This window comes from Agaribacter marinus (assembly GCF_030160655.1).
Taxonomy (GTDB): domain Bacteria; phylum Pseudomonadota; class Gammaproteobacteria; order Enterobacterales; family Alteromonadaceae; genus Glaciecola; species Glaciecola marina.
Genome location: NZ_BSOT01000011.1, coordinates 175100 through 195432, shown reverse-complemented (window position 1 = coordinate 195432; position 20333 = coordinate 175100). Strand labels below are relative to the sequence as shown.

Here is a 20333-nt window from a genome sequence, read left to right as displayed (position 1 = left end):
TTAGGCTTACAGGATCAGGCAAGATTGTTGCGTTTTACTTGACGTGGGGAGTCATACCAACGCCCAAATAACAGGCTAAAAATTGTTTGTTAAAATTTTGAGGAACGAAAAACAACAAACTGTTTTAAGTCCTGTTGATTTGCTTGTTATGTGTATATTTACACTGAATTACCAAGCTTTTTAAATACTACTGCAAGCTCGTCTTTAGTTAAACCAATATGAGTTTGAAAATCCCAATCATCTAATTTGAATCCTGAATAAGTTACGTGAACAGCATTTTTTACAGCAGAGAGTTCCAATTCAGTTAAAGTAATTGGATAAACATTGGAAACAGCCTGAACTAATTTATCAATCACAACGTTTGGAGTCGTAGTAGAGATTACTATATCTCCGCTAGATTCAAGTTCATTTAACGATTCGGTTAAGATCTTTTCGAGTTCAGATTTGCTCATACTTCCCTATACACATAACGCCAAGTTAACCTGCCGAAGAGAAGTTGTTTGATTTTGTGGTAGCGTAGCGTGAAGCCACAAAAACGAACAACGCAGCGGAGGTCAGGTTGAACTTTTTGTTATGCGCGCAGTAGTTGATTAATTGCATTTTCGTCTAATCTCGAATGCCTGACTTCTTCGAATATGTGAGCACCAATTGATTCATAGAACTGGCGACCACTAGAATTATCCCTTGCGACAATCCAATCGATACGCCCACAACCTTGCTCCTTTGCAATCCAGCAAAGCGCCTTGATAAGCGCTTTGCCTGCGCCAGATTGACGAGAGCCTGCGTAAACAAATAAGTCGTCTAGCCAGATTCCTGGCTTTGCGATGAAGGTTGAATAAATTTCATAATAGGTGGCGATGCCTATTACCTTGCCATTTGTTTCTACTACTAATGCTTTCGCTTTTGGATTCTCTATAAAAAATGCATTTTTTATATCTTCCTCACCTGAACGCAGCTGCTCTAAGCATCCGTCAAATTCTGCCTTACCACGAATTAGTGCAAGAATATCAGGGATATCTTTTTCAATTGCTGTTCTTACTTTCAATGCTCGAATTCCTTATTACGCATAACAGTTTATTATCTGCACGTCCGTATAAGTCCGAACGTACAGTTACTAAATATGTAATTACGAGATATTGTGACGACAATTCGAGATAAATGTCAAGACAGCCCTCTATTTCAGCGGGTATAACTATTAAAAGTTATTGGTTCTAAAAGTCATAGCGTGAATTCTCGGTTTCCACATATTCATAAAAATCAAGTTGTTATCATGCAAACAATAGATAATTAATTTACAAACCGAGAATTGGAGCTAAGAGTATAAGAGAGATTAACGCTATGTACTACCCTCTGTGACAGCTGAATTTAGGACGTGGTTCACGTGTGTCAATTTGAAAAACTGCGAGCAATAACGAGGTGAATGTAATTAAGATAAGGATATTGGCTGGCCATTGGTACTGAAATCTGGGTGCAGATATGTGAAAAGTGTTGCCTCAACAAATTAATGTTCAAGCTATATTGGTGTTAGTACTTTTAGTAGGCGCCAAAGTCGAAATTTCTTTGGATTACCTAATCGTTAATTGGCGTTATTCGTTTTGACTCATTCAGTGGTGGTGCTCTGCAGGTATTTGCTGTTATTGGTGAATCATGTTTATCCAAATGTGTTAATATCTTCTTGATGATTGCCGCCTCTGTAATGCTGGCGGTTATTGTAACATTCGTCTTTGTGCAAGCTTCGCAGATGGTAATGTCAATATTGAACACTCTCTTAAACCTCTGCGCCAATGACATGCTCTGCATCTGCGAATATCTCTCCACACGAAGTGGCCGCGTTTAAGTTAAATCCAGCTATTCTCGCTAGTTGTCCATAATTTTCCAGATCTTTGGATGTGAGTCACCGCCCCTATATTAGCCTGCTCGATGAATAATATCTGTTGCAATACCTGCGTATTTTTGTATTTCTGCAGCGCATTGGTAGCGGTCACGGTTTGATCCCATAGCTGCTAATAAACGCGGCGCTAACTGAGGACCTGCACCTGGTAGACTATCAAATATAAACTTGTCTGCGTGTTTATTGTAAAACGCCTTAATTTCAGTATCGAAGCGTGTGATAGACAACATTAACTGTTTAAGTTGCGATATTAAGCATTCAATTAATAGTGTGTTAGGTACAATAACCGCCATATCATTGGTTAGCGGCTCTGTTGTTTTGATGTCTTTAATGCGCTTTTCATTCACATCAGCATAACGGGCATTAGTTCAATAGTGATAACGGCAAGATATGATTACTAAAAAATCGTTATCAACTACATAAACCAAACGATTAGTATCATCGATTCTACGAGGCTAAACATCACACGCTCGCGAACACGAAAATGAGTTTCTGACAGGAAGATAAGGGTGACTATTGAGAGAGCGAGCCTAACAACACTAACTATTGAATAACCATTGGCCTAAATATAACATGACCACTTAAAAGACCTGCCTGGAGACCTTTTATGGCAGTTCGAATTTTAGCAGATGCGCTGAAGAAAATTGACACAAACTAAAGACCTAACGATACGGTAGAATTTATTCAGTCCCTCATTATTATTTCTGAGATCAGTCTATATCTAATACTCAAGAAGTTAAACCTTGATGCCAGCTTTTAACCACAACATTCGAGCCTAGAGAATTTGCATGAATATTCAGACGTTTTCAAAGTTAACAAATGTTTCAGCCCATACTATTCGATATTATGAAAAAATTGGCGTGTTAAAAAGCATTGAAAGAGATTCAAACGGACATCGTTATTTTACTTCAAAAGACATTGATTGGGTCAGTTTCGTTAAGCGCCTAAAAGATATGGGAATGCCGTTGGATAATATAAAACAATATGCTGACTTAAGAGAAAAAGGAGAATCTACATCTGAGCTTAGAAAGCAGTTGTTGCAGGAGCATGCCTTAGCCGTAGAGAAAAAAATAGCTATTGAGTCTTTACACCTTAAAAATATCAGAGAAAAAATTGGTTTTTATGAAAAAATCATTAATAACAATCTAAAAGGTTGACTTAGAGTTAGCTCTAAGTATTAGGCTTCTATTCTTTAATTAACTTTGGAGTCTAAACCATGAAAATATTAATCATCATTTGTATTCATTTTTCATTACTTTTCTGCCAAACCTTAAAAGCGGATAATATTATGTCAACCTCAAACCAACGATATGAAATAGGGTTAAAGAATTTAAAGTACATTGATCAAGAAGCTGGAGAAAGGGTGCTTGAGAGCCTGAGCGATATATCGCCAGACTTAGGGAAATACATTATCGAATATGCATTTGGCGATGTTTATAACCGAAAAGGATTAGACCTTAAATCAAAAGAGATTGCCGTTGTCGCAGCATTAACGGCAATGGCGAATGTTGAACCCCAGTTAAAGGTACATATGCATGGCGCATTAAATGTGGGTTGTAATATTGCTGAAGTTCAAGAAGTCATTTTACAAATGTCCGCCTATTCGGGTTTTCCTAGTTCAATCAATGGAATGATGGCGTTAAAAGAGGTACTAAAAGAACGCAAATCCGAAGGCAAAAAAGATAAAAAGGGGATTATTCAGTCGTCGCCAATTCCTAAAGATACAACTCGTTACGAGTATGGTTCTGAAAAATTAAAAATGCTTAGCAAAAGTCAGGTTGAAATATTAGAGCAAACTTTTAAAGATGTTTCACCCGATATGGCTAAGTTTGTTGTTGAGTATGGCTTTTCTGACATATTTGCAAGACCTGCTCTAGATTCGAAACACAGAGAAATTGCTACGATTGCCGCTTTGACTGCAATGGGGAATGCTCCTTCACAGCTTAAGTTTCATATAAAGGCGGCATTAAATATTGGAGTAAGCCAAGTAGAAATACGGGAAATAATGATCTTGATGAGTGTCTATGCCGGGTTTCCTTCAGCGATTAATGGCACGATAGCATTAAAAGAAGTGATAAAAATGGAAATTGAAGATTGAAATTTGAAATTTGAAATTTGAAATTTGGTGGGGCCAGATGAGACTTTATCCTAGCTTATTAAGGCGATATCTGCCCACCTAAACACCCCAACTAATGTTGCCAAATCAGCTAACGCCTTCTCTCGCCTTGGGCTCGAATCAAAGGAATAAAGTGCATCGAGCACTCGCATGTAACTGGAGTATAGATCAATTTAACAATATATATTAATACATCCTTAGTTGGGTCATACTTACTTTAGTAAGATTGCGTGTGCAAATAAATTTCACAAATAGGTAGAGGAAAATACAGTAAAAGTGAATAGATATCGTTGGTTGATTTTACGCTTTTTTTTTCTGCTGCTACTTGGTGTAACGTTTGCATTTGCCGAAGCTTACGAAGAGCCGGTTAAACACGCTACGGAGTATTCTGGCGGTTTATCTTCATTGAGTACTTGGCGCTACCACTCTCAAAATGAGGCCTTGTGGAATGCTAAAGCGTTTGACGACAGTCAATGGAAGAACCTTGATATAAGTGATGATGAAAATACGCTTATGCTCAATGCAGATCACTACTATCTTCGAACAAAGGTTATTCTGTCCGATAGCTTGTCGCAGAACCAGCTATTATCGCTAAAATTTGAAAATCTGCGCAGTGCGAGTCAATTGTACTGGGATGGACGAAAGCTTTTTGATAATGGCGTTATCGCTGATGCACATAAAAATGAGGTCGAAGGTTCGGTAAGGGGAATAATTAATATTCCTGAATCTCTAAGTCAACCTGGAGAGCATATAGTTGCAATAGAAATATCGAATCATAAATATCGTTCACTACCTAACGAACCCATTGTGATTCAGATTGGCGAATATGATGAATTTGCCAAAAAAGAAATATGGGCGAGCAATATCAAATATTTTATTGCCGGCGTGTTTTTAGCTGTATCGGTGTTTAATCTTGTTTTTTTCTTTAGTTACAACCGAAAGCCGGCGTTTCTATTTCTCTCTATTTACTGCTTGGTGAACATCTTCAAAGTCTATTTGGTTTATACGGTGAATTACACTGAAGAATTGTCCATATCGCAATATGATAGTAGTCAGACACTGATGCATACGTCTGCGTATGTGGGCAATTTCTTTATGCTTGCATTTGTGTTGCTGACGCTTTCTGTGCCTAGAGTTAATATCTACTTAATAAGTTTGTTGGCGTTTACTGTATTTGCGTACTTTGTTGAGTTTAAAGGAGGTTATCTTGTTGCAATCGCACTGCTCTCTCTCATCGTATCGGCTATTGCTTTTTGGCGAGGACGGGTTGGCGCAGGTTTGAGTTTGGTTGGCTTATTGGGGTACGTGCTGTTAACACTGCTAGGTAACCGTCAGTGGTTAGAGTATGGTTACTTTTTTGGTATCTTGTTCTTTATCGCCTGTATGACGTTATCATTTGGTATTCAGGTTATCAGGCAGAATAATACCTATAGAGAAGCCGTTTTACGCTCATCGAGGTTGGAAAATGAATTACTTAAAAAAAATATACAGCCTCATTTTATAATGAATTCTTTGATGTCACTCCAGGAATTGTTGGTGAAAAAGCCAAATGAAGCCGGAGATTTTATTGATGCACTAGCGGCTGAGTTTAGTGTATTTTCTCAATCAGCAGGTAAAAAATTAATCAATATAAAAGATGAGCTAACCCTGTGCGACGCACATCTTAAAATAATGGGGTGGCGAAAGAACTCAGGCTTTTCTTTGCAATCCGTGGGTATTGATGGTGATGAAAAGATTCCGCCAGCGGTATTCCACACGTTGGTAGAAAATGGTATCACTCATGGTTATAAACGGCGACAACACGGGAAGTTTGTACTGACGAAAGAAATACATGATTTCGGTGTTCGTTATACGTTTTTTAATGATAGTGAGTCGCTTAAAGACAATCATGACGGAGGAATGGGGTTGAAGTATGTAGAATCTCGACTTCAAGAGTCTTATCCAGAGCGCTGGACTATGCGTTCCTTTTCGGTAAATGGTGGCTGGACGGTTGAAATTGATATTCATGATAAACCTATACGAAAAGGATCTTATTCATGAAAATTATGGTGGTTGAAGACGAGGAGTTGATTGCAGAGCGGATTGTTCGCATGTGTAAACATACACTAAACAGTCGCCTGCTCTCTATCGTAACGCGTTTTAGTTTAGAAGAAGCAGATATTTATTTAGAATCATACACAATTGACGTGTTATTACTTGATTTAAACTTAAATGGAAAAGACGGTTTTGAGTTATTGGAGCGAGCTGTCGCGTCAAGCTTTCATACTATTATTATTTCGGCGAATACCGACCAAGCCGTCAGGGCGTTCGAATACGGTGTTTTGGATTTTATTGGTAAACCTTTGTCTCATGCGCGTTTAGAGAAAGCATTTAATAAATACGATGGCTTGATTCATGAAGGGGGAGGTAAAGCTCGCTATGTGTCTGTTAAAAAAAACGGCGGACTCATATTGCTTAACGTCAATGACATTAATTACATTAAAGGCTGTGGTGTTTACACAGATATTCACATGCAGGATGGCCGAAACGCGCTTCACGATAAGTCCCTTAATCGATTAGAAGCTATTTTACCGCAGTATTTTTTTCGAGTTCATAAATCGTATATTGTCAATCTTCAACGTGTAAAAGAAATTAAAAATTGCGGTGACAATAAGCATGAGTTGATACTGCTCAATGGCGAATCACTTCCGCTTAGTCGCGCAAAATATAAGAGCATTAAGCATAATATGCTCTAGTCGAGCGTCATTACATTTCATCTTCTTTTCCTTCCTGACCATACACATACCTATAGAACCATTGGCAAGGTTTTCCCCCAGTTCTGACTGACTTGAGGTTAGGCTAGGCGCATAAATCAAACGTTTTTTAAAGGTGAAAGTATGCAGAAGATTATTTTATTTTTGGTATTCGCGGTAACGTCCATTTGGAGTGGCACTGTGATGTCAGAGCCTGTGACTACATATATACGCTATCAAACTGATGGCAAAGTTTCTTATGGGATTTTGGAGGGGGAGACCATTCATGAGTTGAACGGCGACATATTTGGTTCTCACCGGCGTACAGGTAAAAAAGTACCGATAGAGAAGGTAAGTATTCTGCCTCCTACAGATGCACAAAAAGTGATTGCTGTCGGGCATAACTTTCAAAGCCATATCGAGGGTATGCCAACGCCAAAAGAGCCAGTGCTATTTGCCAAGCTTCTAACGTCGTTAATTGGCCATGATAGTGAAGTGAGGTATTTTTCTGATACGACCGATCTGCACTTTGAGGGTGAAATGGTCTTGGTGATCGGAAAAACGGCTTCAAATGTTTCGTTAGAAAATGCTTCTAACTATATTTTTGCGGTAGCTCCTGGCAATGATATCAGTGAAAGGCATTGGCAGCAAAACGATGTGCAATGGTTCAGGGGGAAATCCTCAGATACATTTGGTCCTGTCGGCCCAGTGATGGTTCGTGGTGCGGATTACAATAATCTTCTAGTACAAACACGCGTGAACGGGAAGGTGATGCAGTCTCAGAGCACGAAAGACATGATCTTTAGCCCCGAACAAATAGTCAGTTACGTCAGTCGTTACGTAACCTTGGAACCTGGAGATCTAATTTTCAGTGGCACGCCGGGAAAGACAAGTGCGATGCTGCCTGGCGATGTGGTTGAAATTGAGCTTGAAGGTGTTGGCGTCTTACGCAATACCATTGGCGACAAAGAAGAGCCCCAACGTTTACTCAAAGCAAAATAGTGTTATTGCGACGAATTAATCGACAGACTTATTTAAGTACAGGTACAAACAAATGACAAAGAGACAAACACTAAAATCTGTAACCCGTGTTTTGGCGGTAATCTGTATGCTCCTTAGTTTAGCTTGCAATGGAGCGACACTGTATGAGGGGGCTCGCCTTATTACGGGAGATGGAAGCGCGCCGATTGAAGATGCAGCATTTATCGTGAGTGACGGTAAGTTCACACAGGTAGGTAATAGAGGGGCATTGAGTTTGCCTGCTGATATTCAAAGAGTGAACCTAGCGGGCAAAACGGTTATTCCTGGGCTTATAGATACGCATACACATATTGGCTACGACCGATACAGTTATATTGATTCCGACTGGACACGAAATGACCCGACAGGTCGAGGTTTCTTCAATTTCGGAGCGCATAATTTTACGCGCGATAATATATTGGATCACTTATCTCGACTTGCATATGCCGGTATTGTAGCGACCTGGAGTGCCGGTTATGAGTTTGGTGAAGTACCTCATCAGATTCGTGACGAGGTACTTGCTGGGCAACACCCTAACGCAGCGCGTTATTATTCAGCAGGACCCGGCATCACTACAAAACAAGCCATTGTACCATATTTGGCGCGCCAATCTGCATTTGGCGTAAGTTCAGAGGCTGAAGCGAGAGCCGCAGTGCAGCGCTTAGCCAGTTGGAATGTTAAACAGATTAAAATGTGGCCTCATTACAACCCAACTATGCCGATGAATGTATCGCTTGCTCTTATTGATGAGGCAAAAAAGTATGACCTCAGAGTGGGTTTCCACCCCGTTAATCAGTCGGACTCAGAAGCCTATATTCGAGCGGGTGCAGATATTTACTTGCACCCTATTTATCCAATAGATTCTGACCTAGTCAAAGAACGTCGTCCGTTCTCTGCGCTAACTAGTTCAGGCTATCGTATGGCATTTTTCGCGCCATATTTACACTCTCCTGATCCATTGTTAGCCGACATGATCTCTCCCTTTCATTTAAAAAAATTACAGGGAAAGTTTCCTAGCACAAATTCCGAAGAACGAATTCAGTCTAAAGCGCAATGGGACGCTCAGGTTTCGACTATACGAGACCTTCGCGCTAACGGAGTACGATTTGCATTGGGCTCCGATGCAGGTGGAGCAGGCCGCGATAAGCCTGTCGGTTGGTCGGCGCATGTAGATATGGAAAACATGGTTGCAGCGGGTTTCACACCCAATGAGGTGATTACTGCGGCTACTCAAACCTCCGCTCAGAGCTTGAGGCTTGACGATTTAGGAGGAATAGCGCCAGGCAAAGAAGCCGCGTTTGTTGTACTGGATGCAAACCCTCTTGATGATATCACCAATACTCGAAAAATAAGTCAGGTGTTTATTCGCGGAAAAGCGATTGACCGTGATGGGCTTAAAGCAAATTGGCGTAAGTCATGGGGGAGTGAATAAGTATGCTTAGCTATATAATATTAATATCTATCCCGTCCCTCGTTATTAATTTAGTGGAGTAAAACTCAACTATACAGTTGTGTGTAATAAACCTCGTTCCGAACTAGTGTGCGAGTTCGATTCGGGGTTTATTCTTATATTAAGACATATAATCATTGTTGCTGTCTGTTTTCGTATCTGCAGAAACTGCCATCGGCAAAGCGTTGCTGATAGCTCGCAGGTGCGTCTATTACGAAATAACACATAGCTCAGGCCAAATCCTTAGCCAGTGTTTACTTTGCAATCGCTTTGCAAATACTTCTGGCTTTTTGCGCTTTGGGTTGATGGTAATAGTGCGTGTAAACAGCGCGTCTAAACCGAATGGTGCTACAAATGCTAGCTTACTATCTTTAGTTAGTTTGACTCCTACGGCAGTCTCTACTTCAGGCCAATAACTCATAGCATCAGCAGTAGACAAATATGGGTGATCGCTATTTTGAACATGCATCCTTGCTTGATTTTTAACAGACCACGGAAGCGCTAAACGTGACTTTAACTGACGTTCAAGCGCGAAATCTACTTCCGGACTAACATTTCTAGGGTCAAAATATACAAGGTCCAAATCATTTAGCGGTGTAGGCTTGTGCTTCTGATGTAAATTGTCCCAGACGAGATTTCGAAGGAAGCCAGCAGAAAGGCACCAATCATTCAATCGTAAATCTGAGGCTAACGTAAGTGCAGCATAGCGAGTAGCATCTGCCTCTATCCAGGATGTAATCAGCGCTTCGTAATTCACCTCAGCGGTATCCATAGAGAAATCTGAACGTTACTCAATCTCAACAATCACTTCAATTTCTAAAGCGTAATTGCCAGGCAGTGAACTCATCCCCACGGCTGAACGTGCATGCCGTCCTTTATCACCAAACACGTCCACCATAAAGTCTGAAAAGCCGTTCATCACTTGTGAGTGTTCAGTAAAATCTGGACTTGCGTTCACCATTCCCAATACTTTTACGATTCGCTTGATTTTATTCAGATCTCCCAATTCATGTTGAAGACTTGCAAGTATCTGAATCGCTGTCGCTTTTGCTGCGTGCTGACCTTGTTCTATGGTCATTGCACCGCCCAATTTTCCTTTGATAGCTTTACCGTCAACATCTACAGATACATGCCCTGAAGTAAATACTAACTTTCCTGCACGCACGGTTTTTACATAGTTTGCTAACGGCGCATCTACCTTAGGTAAGGTAATACCTTTTTGCTTCAAGACCTCGCTAGGATCCGCCAATGCAAAGCTGCTTAACAACATTGCCAAGACTAAAACGTAAATTCGGTTCAACATATGGACATTCCTTTTTAATGGTTATTTGTAGTTATAGTTGTACTTATCATTGCAATTGCAGATGCTCTTCGCTTTTTTGCTTTAAGGGTTACAAAACGAACAATAAAACGACGAGGCGTTTGTCTCGCTTACGGCTTTTTTTTCGCTATAGTGACAATGTGCACATATAGCTGTATGTGATTTTATCTGATTTGTTGGCAATAAACATAGCTCACAAGGTAACCCTGTCTCGGTATTGTCAAACACAAAACCAGGGTAATCGCACTTAGGACAATTTGCTTTACAACGCTCAATCAGGTCACGTGTTGCTTGTTTAATCACCTGTTGCCTTTCTGGGCAATGCATTGCTCGAAAATCAGGAGTAATCGTAACTGGCCATGCCTCATAAAATAGCGCTTGGCGCAGGCTTTCCTCGCCCACAACACCTTTTTGTATACCTGCCGTACCATTAGTCATCCACGCTTGCGCACTTGGAAAGTGCTTTACAAACTGCACGGCATCGTCAAGATCGGTAGCGTTATGCGCCTGCAAGCTCACCATTTGCCTAGCTACACCAACCACTTCAATTTTGCGCACTATATCAACAAATGCGATAAACTCTTCGTCCATGTTACCAATACCCGCAATACCATTAAAGCTCCCTTCACTGCCTATTCCTTGATGTAAACCCGACAATTCGCAAGCCAAATGTGCTTTTTTTAATGCACATTCTCTTGGTGACAATTGCCTTTTTACTTCGCCATCAAAGCTACCAAGCGAGTCGGTATCAAAGGTATCATAGGTGATTAATTCGCCGTTCCACATCTCACCAAACACCGGAAGTATTTGATTTTCTTTATGATGCTTCGTTAACAAACAAATTTTATTATCAAATTTAACCACGCCAAACTTATGTAAATTGCTGTATATGCTCTAAGATTATTATCTAGTAGTACTAAACATGAAACATATTTTTGCTTAAACAAATCTATATTTACCCTGTTGCTTAACATTCTGTAAGCACAACAACATATAGGATAATCAATGAAAGCATCTGACTTAATGGTTAAAGCCCTTGAAGCTGAAGGCGTAGAGTATATTTTTGGTATACCCGGTGAAGAAAACCTAGACTTACTTGAGTCACTACGAGAATCCAAGATAAAGCTCATATTAACCCGCCATGAACAAGGCGCAGGTTTTATGGCCGCCACTTACGGCCGTTTAACAGGCAAAGTTGGCGTGTGTATTTCGACGCTTGGCCCCGGTGCGACAAACTTAGTTACCTGTGCAGCGTATGCACAATTAGGGGCAATGCCGATCTTAATGATTACAGGGCAAAAGCCTATTAAGACCAGTAAACAAGGGCGATTTCAGGTGATAGATGTGGTCGGTATGATGCGACCAATCACCAAATATACTTCCCAAGTAGTGAGCGGCGACCGCATTCCATCCATTGTGCGAGAAGCGTTTAGAATTGCCAGTGAAGAACGCCCGGGTGCCGTACATATTGAATTTCCTGAAGACATTTCAGATGAAGACACCAGCGAATTATTAGTACCTGCCAGCGATGTTCGTCGCCCGATAGCGGAATACAAAGCAATAAAACACGCGGTTGAAATGATAGAACAAGCCAAGTCCCCATTACTACTCATTGGCGCTGGCGCTAACCGTAAACTGACGGCAAAAATGCTACGCGAATTTGTCGACAAGACCGGTGTGCCATTTGTAACCACACAAATGGGTAAGGGGGTAATTGATGAAAGTGATGATTTGTTTGTAGGTAACACAGCATTATCAAGCGGAGACTTTGTGCACCGGGCGATAAATCGGGCAGATCTTATTATCAACGTTGGTCACGATGTGGTTGAAAAGCCGCCTTTCTTTATGGAGCCAGACGGCCAAAAAGTGATTCATATTAACTTTGAAACCGCTGCGGTCGATCCAGTGTACTTCCCGCAGTTGGAAGTAATTGGAGACATTGCAAACAGTATTTGGCAAATAAAAGAAACGGTAAAACCACAAGATCATTGGCGACTTGATTTTTATCATGATGTACACGATGCATACTGCGCGCATCGCGCCGCATCAGAAGATGATGATCGATTCCCAATATTACCAGAGCGCTTTGTCAAAGAAGTACGCAAAGCGATGCCTAAAGACGGCATCGTTACCTTGGACAATGGTGTCTATAAAATTTGGTTTGCCCGTAACTACGCCGCCTATTTTCCAAATACGCTACTTCTCGACAATGCACTAGCAACCATGGGTGCTGGACTTCCCTCAGCGATGGCAGCCAAACTTGTCCACCCAGAAAAAGCGGTCATTACGGTGTGCGGTGACGGTGGCTTTATGATGAATAGTCAAGAATTAGAAACTGCCGTGCGGCTCAAACTTCACATTGTCGTGATTATTTTACGCGATGATGCCTATGGTATGATCAAATGGAAACAGGCAAATATGGGCTTCGATAATTTTGGCCTAGATTACGGTAACCCTGACTTTGTAAAATATATAGAAAGCTATGGTGGCAAAGGCTGGCGTGTAAATTCTGTCGATGAGTTGGGCAAACAAATAACCCATTGTTTGAATACGCCTGATGTACACCTAATTGATGTCCCTGTGGACTACAGCTTAAATGACGATACGCTCAACAAAACCATTCGTCAGCTCAGTGACAAGCTTTAAGGAGGTATTATGTTAGCAGATAAATATCCCTATTATTTAGCCAATGAAGCGGTTTATGCCAATACCGATCTTGATGTTATCGACAAATACACACAAAAAGTTGCCACGCAGGTAGCCCTTGCTGATGCGCACGTCATAGACCAAGCCATTGCAGCCGCAGAAGCAGCGCAAGCAGCATTAAATAGAATGCCTGCCTACCAGCGTCAGCAAATCTTAGAGCATTGTGTTGCACGCTTTAAAGAACGTTATGACGAGCTAGCGGACGCGCTTTGTATTGAAGCAGGGAAGCCAATTAAAGATGCGCGCGGTGAAGTCACTCGCCTTATCGATACCTTTAAAATTGCGGCTGAAGAATCAGTGCGCATTAATGGTGAAGTCACCAATTTGGAGATTACAGAGCGCGCTAAAGGGTATTCAGGCATGTCGAAACGCGTGCCGATTGGCCCATGCTCATTTATCTCGCCGTTTAACTTTCCACTTAACCTTGCGGCACACAAAGTTGCGCCAGCGATAGCTGCTGGTTGCGCATTTGTACTTAAACCTGCCAGTAGAACCCCTATTGGCGCACTCATTATTGGTGAAATACTTGCTGAGACCTCATTGCCCAAGGGCGCATTCTCCATACTGCCATGCAGTAGAGACGGCGCAGATCTATTTACAACTGACGAACGATTCAAGTTATTAAGTTTTACCGGGTCGCCCGATGTAGGCTGGGCGCTTAAAGCTAAAGCGGGTAAAAAACCCGTGATTCTTGAGTTGGGTGGCAACGCAGCTTGTGTAGTAGATGCCGATACCGATTTAGATGATGCAATAGAACGTATTGTGTTTGGTGCCTACTACCAATCAGGTCAAAGTTGCATAGGCGTTCAACGCGTTATTGTGCATGCCGATATATATGACGACTTTAAAGCTCGTTATGTAGATAAAGTATCAACGCTAGTACACGGTAATCCGCATGATGAGGACACATTTGTTGGTCCAATGATTGCTGAGTCAGAGGCAAAAAGGCTTGAATCATGGATACAAGCGGCTGTGGCAGAAGGCGGACAAATTCTATGCGGTGGTGCGCGTGACGGCGCGATGCTGCGGGCAACTATTTTGGAAGATGTCCCAAGACACTGTGATATTGTGACCGAAGAAGCCTTTGGCCCTGTCAGTGTACTAAGTAAATTTAGTGATTTCGATGAAGCTCTAGAAAGTGTTAACGACTCTCAATTTGGCTTACAAGCCGGTATATTTACGCGAGACATCTACAAGGCACATAAAGCATGGGACGAACTTGAAGTTGGTGGAGTAGTCATTGGTGATGTACCTAGTTGGCGGGTTGACAACATGCCATATGGTGGCGTAAAAGAATCTGGCCTTGGTCGTGAGGGCATACGCTATGCCATCGAAGACATGACAGAAATTCGCTTAATGGTGCTAAGAACGCCTAACAAATAGGCGTTCTTTATTTTCAATGTAACGACACTAGGTTTACCGCAGGGATGCATGTTTTGACTGGTAAAATAGTCCCGCTAAATAAGGGCGATTTACTCATTTGTTCGGCAAACATAACCCGCAGAGGGCTTTATGGAATGAAGCGCTTTGCCTCAGATATCCTCTACTGCGAACCAACGGCCGACTTACTAAAATTTATTGATTTTGATTGCTTACCTAATGCTAGCATGATGCAATACATAGATAGGCCAGATATTTTCCAGCACTTAACCACGAAGTAAGTACCTTAATGATTCAAATAAGCGACAACATTTATATTGCTGAAGACGACATTCAGTTGTCTGCAATTCGCGCCATGGGGAGTGGTGGGCAAAACGTGAATAAAGTCTCTAGCGCCATTCATTTGCGCTTTAATATTTATCGTTCTTCTTTGAATGATAAATATAAATCTCGCTTACTTGCTTTGTCAGATAGCCGCATAACAAAAGATGGCGACATCGTCATCAAAGCGCAAAGTCATCGCACTCAAGAAAAAAACCGCGAAGATGCCATTGAACGTTTAGTCGCATTAATTGTTTCTGTTACGAAGGAAGTCAAAGCTCGCAAAGCAACAAGGCCAAGCCTAAATGCGAAACGTAAACGCCTTGATAGTAAAAAGCGTGACGGTAAAACAAAAGCCCTGAGAAAGAAAATAGACTTTTAGGCGATGATGGTCTTCATCTATCAATATTCAGTTCAATTTTAAGTGAAAAAAAAGAGGCTCAAATGAGCCTCTAAAAAGGTTTAGGGAATAAACCTACACATAAGGAGAACACACCTCAACGAGATGATGGTGTAGATATTAAAAGCTGAATATCCCACAAGTATCACAAGAAAATAATTATTCAGTATCAAAAGTGAATTTTTTGACTCGGCCTACACATCCAATATCAACTTTACCAGACACATTCTGTAAAAAGCGATTGATAATTAGCCAGGTACAATTTTCAGCCACCTCAGTATTCGTTTCATCTTCAATATTCGTATAGTTTGGCGTGCCATGACCGGCATATGGAAAAAGCACCGCTGTTTGATTTTCGTGCCGCAGTTGCGCACTCAAGTCTTCAAACCATGTCACTGATGCCTGCATATCTAAGCCTCCATGAATAGCTAATATTGGCAGCGTACTTGATAACGTTGAAGGCAGTTCAATCGGCGAAGAGCGGCTAAGCCATGCATGTCTATTGTCAACGTAAGGTTTAACTGAATTACCCAATAAACTATCTGTCGGTAAATTAAACGGCATAGGTATGTCCACTTCAGGGCTTAGTAATTCTATAAATATTTGATGATGTGTCATCAACGGATTGAACTGAAATAATTGTGCTTGTTGACGCTGTAGCTCTATTCTCAAGGATTGCTGTAAAGACCTTAAGGCTTCAATATCGTTTGCATCACATCGACTTAAACGTTTGATTGCCAAGGGCAGTTGCTCTCTAAACCTTGACGAGCTTGCGAGCGCTCTTAATAAATGTGACACAGTATGTGCGCCAGCGTCACTAATTGCGCATTGTTGCCAGCCATTCTCCAATACTAACGAACGAGCGGCTTCATAGGCTGAAAGTTCTGTATTGTTATCAAACATGTTCCTGCAATCAACTTGCAAATCACATAGTTCAAGCAGGCGTTTAAACGTTTCTTCTTCGTGCATCGATACGTTTTCAAATGCCGGACGTAAATTTGTACCACTTAGCAAAATAGCCGCATCGATAGTCGATTCAAATAATTGAATAAAACGCTGTGTCAAAAACGAGCCGTATGAGGTTCCCATCACAACCACCGGTAAATTGTTTGGATTGTTGTGTTCAATCAAATAATTTAGGTCGTACGCTGCGCCCACAGCGCTATACCAATTTACGTCCATACCGTATTTTTCATGGATTTCATCTGAGCATACGTTGACATATTGCTCATCCATTGCCTGATGACTAAGGCTACAATGTAAATGAGATGAAAAGCCAACACCTCGATGCGAGGGTATATATAAATCCCATCCAAAATCGTGCACTAACTTAACAAACGCAGGATCTGAAAAAGTCGCCCCACTGGCACCAGGGCCGCCATCGATAAGCCACAACTGTCCTTTTGATATTCCGTTAGCAAGATTTGACTGCTTACGTAAAAACGCGCGAAGAAATACGTTAATTTTTGTCCGATCTTCTGCCAACCAATTTAAGGGTACTTCATACAGCCCGCAAACATCGTCGCCAGTGTTTGGCAAGGCCTCTGGGCAGCGCATATTAATTTGCACACCTTCATCAAATGCATTTGGCTTTAATGCATCTTCATCCTCGCAAGCAAACAGCAAACACACAAAAATTAAAATGCATAATCTATTTTTTGTCATCATTCTTGCTATCACTCTTACCATCAAGGCAGCCACCAGTAACTTTTAATAGTTCTACAACAGGCAAAATGGCGTTCTTCTTTGCAAATTTTGCCTCTTGAGAAATCACATATGCTTTGATTTTCTCCATATCAAACAAGGCAGATTCATGCACGCAATATATGGGTTGTCCATTCGCTTTGGCGTGGTCATTCATCACTGCAATAGCGTCTAAAGCACCGCCTAAATAGGTATGGCAAAACTGCCGCTGTGCGGTGTCAGATGCGCTACATATGACCGCTAACTGACTAACGTCAATAGCATTTGCAATGTGTAACTTTACTAAAGAAAGTACTAGGACTAAAAACATACTTACAAACTTAATAAATTTCATGTAAAATCCAATTTAATTATCGTAATACATTAATAAAATATAATTTAACAAGATTTTGTCAAGTGCTATTTTGGGGGGTTAAAGATGTCGATTCAACATTTAAGTAAGTTATTATATTGGTTGCTATTAAGCCCTATTGCAGGGCTACTATGCATGTGGGGATACTTCTTAGCATCGATTGACAGCTTTCAAGCACTGGCTAAGCAAGAGGTGGCTTATGCTATCCAGTGGCATACCGTTGATGCATGGCAGTTATATCTCACTTGTGTAATTGCGATGATACCAAGTGTAATTTTAGTTTGGGGCTTGTTTTACTTACGAAAGGCATTTTTTGCATTCCAACAAAATAGAATATTCGAGATGACCAATGTCGTTCACATCAAGCGTTTCGCTATATCTTTAATACTTGTTGCAATTGCAGGTACACTGGCAAATATCTTTGCTGGCCTTATTCTGTCAATACAACATCCAAGTGGGCAAAAAATCTTATCAATTCAGTTTAAGAGCTATGATTTATCTACACTTTTGATAGGCTTAGTTTTCTGGCTCATAGCAAAAATATTGATACAAGCGAATGATATTTCAAAAGAAAATCAATCTTTCGTATAGTCACGAATCACTAAATGCTTGTTGAATAGGAGTCAAACAACGACATGCCAATTATTGTGAACCTGGATGTTGTGATGGCACAGCGGAAAATAAAATCAAAAGTACTGGCTGAGCAAATAGGCATTAGCGAGCAAAATTTGTCGCTCTTAAAATCTGGTAAAGTTAAAGGCGTGAGATTTAACACGCTAGAAAAAATCTGCGCAGTACTCGAGTGCCAACCTGGGGATTTATTAGCATTTCAGCCAGACAAAAAGTAGGTAAAAGAAGTTACGCTTGAACTTCCTCACATAATATCACAAAGCGGTCTAAATACTCACTCATCGCTGCGCTATCCAATGGTGTACTGTGCAAAAACCCTTGCGCCAAATCGCATCCCATCTCTTTTAGCACATGGTTTTGTTTATCGGTTTCGATACATTCACCCACCACCACCAGCCCCAAACTTCTGCCAAGTGTAATGATAGAATTGACGATGCCATCCGTTACTCTGCTTTCTCCAATATGCTGAATGAAACTACCATCAATTTTTAACTTACTAATGGGTAAGTCACGCAAATAACTCATGCATGAATAGCCGGTACCAAAATCATCAATGGCGATACCCACATGCATTCCTTTAAGTTTTTCAAGCGTTTTAATGGCCATTTCGGTAGAAGACACAAAGGTATTTTCAGTAATTTCTATTTCAAGGTGGTGAGCAGGTAATCCCGTTTCAATCAACACACGCTCAATGAACTCTGCGCAATTTGGTTGCACAATAAATGATGCGGTCAAATTTACTGCCACTGGCGGCAAGTTTGCGCCCATCGCAAGCCACTTTGCATTTTGCTGACACACTTCTCTAAGTGCCCATTCGCTTAAGGCGCCCATCATGCCAATTTCTTCCAGTACCGGTAAGAAATTATTTGGGAATATGACCGTCCCATCATCATTCCAACGCACTAATGCCTCAATTCCACAGAGTTTATTACTGATTAAACAAATTTGTGGCTGATAAACGATGAAAAACTCATCGTTATCAAAGGCGTTTCGCAACTTACTCTCTAGTGACAAGCGATGCATTGAATCACTCAACATTGTTGAATCAAAAAAGCTAAATTTACCTGGTCCAACATCTTTAGCACGATACATGCTTATGTCCGCGTGCTTCAGCAAAGTCCCGCTTTCCAGTCCGTCATCTGGATAAAGTGAAATACCAATACTTGTCGAAATATGCAGTTGATGCCCGCATACATCCATTGGCTCACAAAGCACATTTGTAATCTGTTTTGCTAAGGTCTCCGCTTGCAAAGTGTCCTTAAAATGCTCAAGTAAAATAACAAATTCATCGCCTCCCCAACGACAAACGCTATCGCTTTTAAGCACCACAGAAGAGAGCTTCTCCGCAACCTTACACAGTAACTGATCGCCAATGCTATGCCCCAAACTATCGTTGATAACCTTAAACCTATCGAGATCAAGAAACATCAGCGCAAGTTTGGTATCTTCGCGTTCTGCATTATCAATAGCATGGTCGAGCCTATCAATTAACAGATGTCGATTGGGAAGCTGTGTCAAGGCATCGTAGTTTGCTCGTTGAAATAATTGCTCTGTACGTAACGTCACCAATGATTCTAGCCTGTCACTGTTATCTTTCAGCTGTTTTTCGTGGGTCTCTATTGTGTCTAACATACTATTGACACCTTTGACCAATCCACCAATTTCATCGTCCTGCCGCCAACTTAAACGACGGTGATATTTGCGTTTTTCTGCAACATAAGTGACTAAATCAGCCAGTTGATTAATGGGAGCAAACATAACCGTTTGTATGCGCCAATTCATACCATAGGCAAACAATAAGGATACGACAAAAATAACCAGTACCAGTCGTGCATACCTTGACTGCTGAGCTTTTAGTTCGTCAGTGCTAGCTGACAATATAATATAACCGAGCGATTCACCGTCCATATAGATCTGTTGATATAAATATAGATTATCATTCAAAAATTGACTGCCAATTTGTAAATCATCAGAAGCAATGTCAATGGCTTCACCGTCACGTACATACCTTGCAAATGGCAAGTGTTCTACGTTAAACAGCTGTACAAATCGTGTATTTGGTGATGCTGTCAATGAGGCTAATAAGGTGTTGGCACTCTCACTATCATCAAATACTAGTGCTGAAGACGCACTAGCACTTACCATACTTAGTTTACTCGACATACCGTTGACTAAGTTGTCTTGGTAGTCGTTAACAAAATTTGTATATAGCACACCTGAAACAATCGCAATTGAAAGAAAGTTAATCACAATCACTAACATCAGTTGTTTGTGAAAATAACTGAGCTTAGACTTAATAAGAAAAATCAT

21 protein-coding genes and 1 pseudogene are annotated in these 20333 nt (G+C 41.0%); 12 read left to right on the top strand and 10 right to left on the bottom strand.

Features of this window, described 5'->3' with window-relative positions; translation table 11 throughout:
* Window positions 1-158: 158 nt before the first annotated feature.
* From QQK00_RS18030 to QQK00_RS18015, 4 genes and pseudogenes are all read right to left on the bottom strand, one after another.
* Window positions 159-452 carry a hypothetical protein gene (locus QQK00_RS18030; protein WP_284219075.1) on the bottom strand — a complete coding sequence of 98 codons (294 nt, stop codon included), beginning with the start codon at window positions 450-452 and terminating at the stop codon, window positions 159-161.
* Between the two features lie 119 nt (window positions 453-571).
* On the bottom strand, window positions 572-1045 hold the full coding sequence (locus tag QQK00_RS18025) for a GNAT family N-acetyltransferase (protein WP_284219074.1): 474 nt from the start codon (window positions 1043-1045) through the stop codon (window positions 572-574).
* 863 nt (window positions 1046-1908) lie between these two features.
* Window positions 1909-2238 carry a transposase gene (locus QQK00_RS18020; protein WP_284219073.1) on the bottom strand — a complete coding sequence of 110 codons (330 nt, stop codon included), beginning with the start codon at window positions 2236-2238 and terminating at the stop codon, window positions 1909-1911.
* Window positions 2239-2259: 21 nt separating this feature from the next.
* Window positions 2260-2343, bottom strand: a pseudogene (locus tag QQK00_RS18015) (type II toxin-antitoxin system YoeB family toxin); the annotation flags it as partial.
* 336 nt (window positions 2344-2679) lie between these two features.
* Between QQK00_RS18015 and QQK00_RS18010 the strand changes: the two are divergent.
* The 6 genes from QQK00_RS18010 to QQK00_RS17980 all read left to right on the top strand — a co-directional run bounded on the left by QQK00_RS18010 (window position 2680) and on the right by QQK00_RS17980 (window position 9191).
* Window positions 2680-3048 (top strand): MerR family transcriptional regulator, encoded by a 369-nt coding sequence (locus QQK00_RS18010; protein ID WP_284219072.1) that lies wholly within the window; start codon window positions 2680-2682, stop codon window positions 3046-3048.
* Between the two features lie 59 nt (window positions 3049-3107).
* The gene (locus tag QQK00_RS20550) at window positions 3108-3989 is read left to right on the top strand and encodes a carboxymuconolactone decarboxylase family protein (RefSeq protein WP_431307758.1); all 882 of its coding nucleotides are present in this window, start codon (window positions 3108-3110) and stop codon (window positions 3987-3989) included.
* Window positions 3990-4283: 294 nt separating this feature from the next.
* Window positions 4284-6047: a histidine kinase gene (locus QQK00_RS17995; protein WP_284219071.1), complete on the top strand. Its 1764-nt coding sequence runs from the start codon at window positions 4284-4286 to the stop codon at window positions 6045-6047.
* Entirely contained in the window at window positions 6044-6742 is a 699-nt protein-coding gene (locus QQK00_RS17990; protein WP_284219070.1) for a LytR/AlgR family response regulator transcription factor, read from the top strand. The genes QQK00_RS17995 and QQK00_RS17990 overlap by 4 nt, the downstream gene beginning before the upstream one ends.
* A 141-nt stretch (window positions 6743-6883) precedes the next feature.
* Window positions 6884-7741: a fumarylacetoacetate hydrolase family protein gene (locus tag QQK00_RS17985; RefSeq protein ID WP_284219069.1), complete on the top strand. Its 858-nt coding sequence runs from the start codon at window positions 6884-6886 to the stop codon at window positions 7739-7741.
* Between the two features lie 52 nt (window positions 7742-7793).
* On the top strand, window positions 7794-9191 hold the full coding sequence (locus tag QQK00_RS17980; RefSeq protein ID WP_284219068.1) for an amidohydrolase family protein: 1398 nt from the start codon (window positions 7794-7796) through the stop codon (window positions 9189-9191).
* A 229-nt stretch (window positions 9192-9420) separates the two neighbouring features.
* Here QQK00_RS17980 and QQK00_RS17975 read toward each other — a convergent pair whose 3' ends face one another.
* The 3 genes from QQK00_RS17975 to QQK00_RS17965 form a co-directional block, all read right to left on the bottom strand.
* On the bottom strand, window positions 9421-9981 hold the full coding sequence (locus tag QQK00_RS17975; RefSeq protein ID WP_284219067.1) for a nucleotidyltransferase family protein: 561 nt from the start codon (window positions 9979-9981) through the stop codon (window positions 9421-9423).
* Window positions 9982-9996: 15 nt separating this feature from the next.
* A complete protein-coding gene (locus QQK00_RS17970) occupies window positions 9997-10512 on the bottom strand; it encodes a RidA family protein (RefSeq protein WP_284219066.1) in 516 nt (171 codons plus the stop codon).
* A gap of 81 nt (window positions 10513-10593) precedes the next feature.
* Entirely contained in the window at window positions 10594-11367 is a 774-nt protein-coding gene (locus tag QQK00_RS17965; protein WP_284219065.1) for a DUF6671 family protein, read from the bottom strand.
* Window positions 11368-11535: 168 nt separating this feature from the next.
* On the opposite strand from QQK00_RS17965, the gene QQK00_RS17960 reads away from it, so the two are divergent.
* The 4 genes from QQK00_RS17960 to arfB are packed head-to-tail and all read left to right on the top strand — an operon-like array spanning window position 11536 to window position 15319.
* On the top strand, window positions 11536-13176 hold the full coding sequence (locus tag QQK00_RS17960) for an acetolactate synthase large subunit (protein WP_284219064.1): 1641 nt from the start codon (window positions 11536-11538) through the stop codon (window positions 13174-13176).
* A gap of 9 nt (window positions 13177-13185) precedes the next feature.
* The gene (locus QQK00_RS17955; RefSeq protein WP_284219063.1) at window positions 13186-14619 is read left to right on the top strand and encodes an aldehyde dehydrogenase family protein; all 1434 of its coding nucleotides are present in this window, start codon (window positions 13186-13188) and stop codon (window positions 14617-14619) included.
* Window positions 14620-14672: 53 nt separating this feature from the next.
* Window positions 14673-14897, top strand: coding sequence for a hypothetical protein (locus tag QQK00_RS17950; protein WP_284219062.1), 225 nt, complete (start codon window positions 14673-14675; stop codon window positions 14895-14897).
* Between the two features lie 8 nt (window positions 14898-14905).
* The gene (gene arfB, locus QQK00_RS17945) at window positions 14906-15319 is read left to right on the top strand and encodes an alternative ribosome rescue aminoacyl-tRNA hydrolase ArfB (RefSeq protein WP_284219061.1); all 414 of its coding nucleotides are present in this window, start codon (window positions 14906-14908) and stop codon (window positions 15317-15319) included.
* Between the two features lie 177 nt (window positions 15320-15496).
* Here the strand turns inward: arfB and QQK00_RS17940 are convergent, their stop codons facing one another.
* Complete coding sequence (locus QQK00_RS17940; RefSeq protein ID WP_284219060.1) at window positions 15497-17002, bottom strand: alpha/beta fold hydrolase; 1506 nt, start codon at window positions 17000-17002, stop codon at window positions 15497-15499.
* Window positions 16989-17375, bottom strand: coding sequence for a hypothetical protein (locus QQK00_RS17935; protein WP_284219059.1), 387 nt, complete (start codon window positions 17373-17375; stop codon window positions 16989-16991). The genes QQK00_RS17940 and QQK00_RS17935 overlap by 14 nt, the downstream gene beginning before the upstream one ends.
* An 84-nt stretch (window positions 17376-17459) precedes the next feature.
* On the opposite strand from QQK00_RS17935, the gene QQK00_RS17930 reads away from it, so the two are divergent.
* Window positions 17460-17984 (top strand): DUF2975 domain-containing protein, encoded by a 525-nt coding sequence (locus QQK00_RS17930; protein ID WP_284219058.1) that lies wholly within the window; start codon window positions 17460-17462, stop codon window positions 17982-17984.
* 44 nt (window positions 17985-18028) lie between these two features.
* The gene (locus QQK00_RS17925; RefSeq protein WP_284219057.1) at window positions 18029-18241 is read left to right on the top strand and encodes a helix-turn-helix domain-containing protein; all 213 of its coding nucleotides are present in this window, start codon (window positions 18029-18031) and stop codon (window positions 18239-18241) included.
* A 10-nt stretch (window positions 18242-18251) separates the two neighbouring features.
* Here QQK00_RS17925 and QQK00_RS17920 read toward each other — a convergent pair whose 3' ends face one another.
* Window positions 18252-20333 (bottom strand): putative bifunctional diguanylate cyclase/phosphodiesterase, encoded by a 2082-nt coding sequence (locus QQK00_RS17920; protein WP_284219056.1) that lies wholly within the window; start codon window positions 20331-20333, stop codon window positions 18252-18254.

Excerpts from the sequence above, each read along its gene's own strand:
- QQK00_RS17920 (WP_284219056.1), bottom strand. The coding sequence starts at position 20,333 with ATGATTTTTCTTATTAAGTCTAAGCTCAGTTATTTTCACAAACAACTG.
- QQK00_RS17930 (WP_284219058.1), top strand. The coding sequence starts at position 17,460 with ATGTCGATTCAACATTTAAGTAAGTTATTATATTGGTTGCTATTAAGC.
- QQK00_RS17970 (WP_284219066.1), bottom strand. The coding sequence starts at position 10,512 with ATGTTGAACCGAATTTACGTTTTAGTCTTGGCAATGTTGTTAAGCAGC.
- QQK00_RS17975 (WP_284219067.1), bottom strand. The coding sequence starts at position 9,981 with ATGGATACCGCTGAGGTGAATTACGAAGCGCTGATTACATCCTGGATA.
- QQK00_RS17925 (WP_284219057.1), top strand. The coding sequence starts at position 18,029 with ATGCCAATTATTGTGAACCTGGATGTTGTGATGGCACAGCGGAAAATA.
- QQK00_RS17935 (WP_284219059.1), bottom strand. The coding sequence starts at position 17,375 with ATGAAATTTATTAAGTTTGTAAGTATGTTTTTAGTCCTAGTACTTTCT.
- QQK00_RS17940 (WP_284219060.1), bottom strand. The coding sequence starts at position 17,002 with ATGACAAAAAATAGATTATGCATTTTAATTTTTGTGTGTTTGCTGTTT.
- QQK00_RS18010 (WP_284219072.1), top strand. The coding sequence starts at position 2,680 with ATGAATATTCAGACGTTTTCAAAGTTAACAAATGTTTCAGCCCATACT.
- QQK00_RS17960 (WP_284219064.1), top strand. The coding sequence starts at position 11,536 with ATGAAAGCATCTGACTTAATGGTTAAAGCCCTTGAAGCTGAAGGCGTA.
- arfB (WP_284219061.1), top strand. The coding sequence starts at position 14,906 with ATGATTCAAATAAGCGACAACATTTATATTGCTGAAGACGACATTCAG.
- QQK00_RS17990 (WP_284219070.1), top strand. The coding sequence starts at position 6,044 with ATGAAAATTATGGTGGTTGAAGACGAGGAGTTGATTGCAGAGCGGATT.
- QQK00_RS20550 (WP_431307758.1), top strand. The coding sequence starts at position 3,108 with ATGAAAATATTAATCATCATTTGTATTCATTTTTCATTACTTTTCTGC.
- QQK00_RS18030 (WP_284219075.1), bottom strand. The coding sequence starts at position 452 with ATGAGCAAATCTGAACTCGAAAAGATCTTAACCGAATCGTTAAATGAA.
- QQK00_RS17955 (WP_284219063.1), top strand. The coding sequence starts at position 13,186 with ATGTTAGCAGATAAATATCCCTATTATTTAGCCAATGAAGCGGTTTAT.
- QQK00_RS17980 (WP_284219068.1), top strand. The coding sequence starts at position 7,794 with ATGACAAAGAGACAAACACTAAAATCTGTAACCCGTGTTTTGGCGGTA.
- QQK00_RS17985 (WP_284219069.1), top strand. The coding sequence starts at position 6,884 with ATGCAGAAGATTATTTTATTTTTGGTATTCGCGGTAACGTCCATTTGG.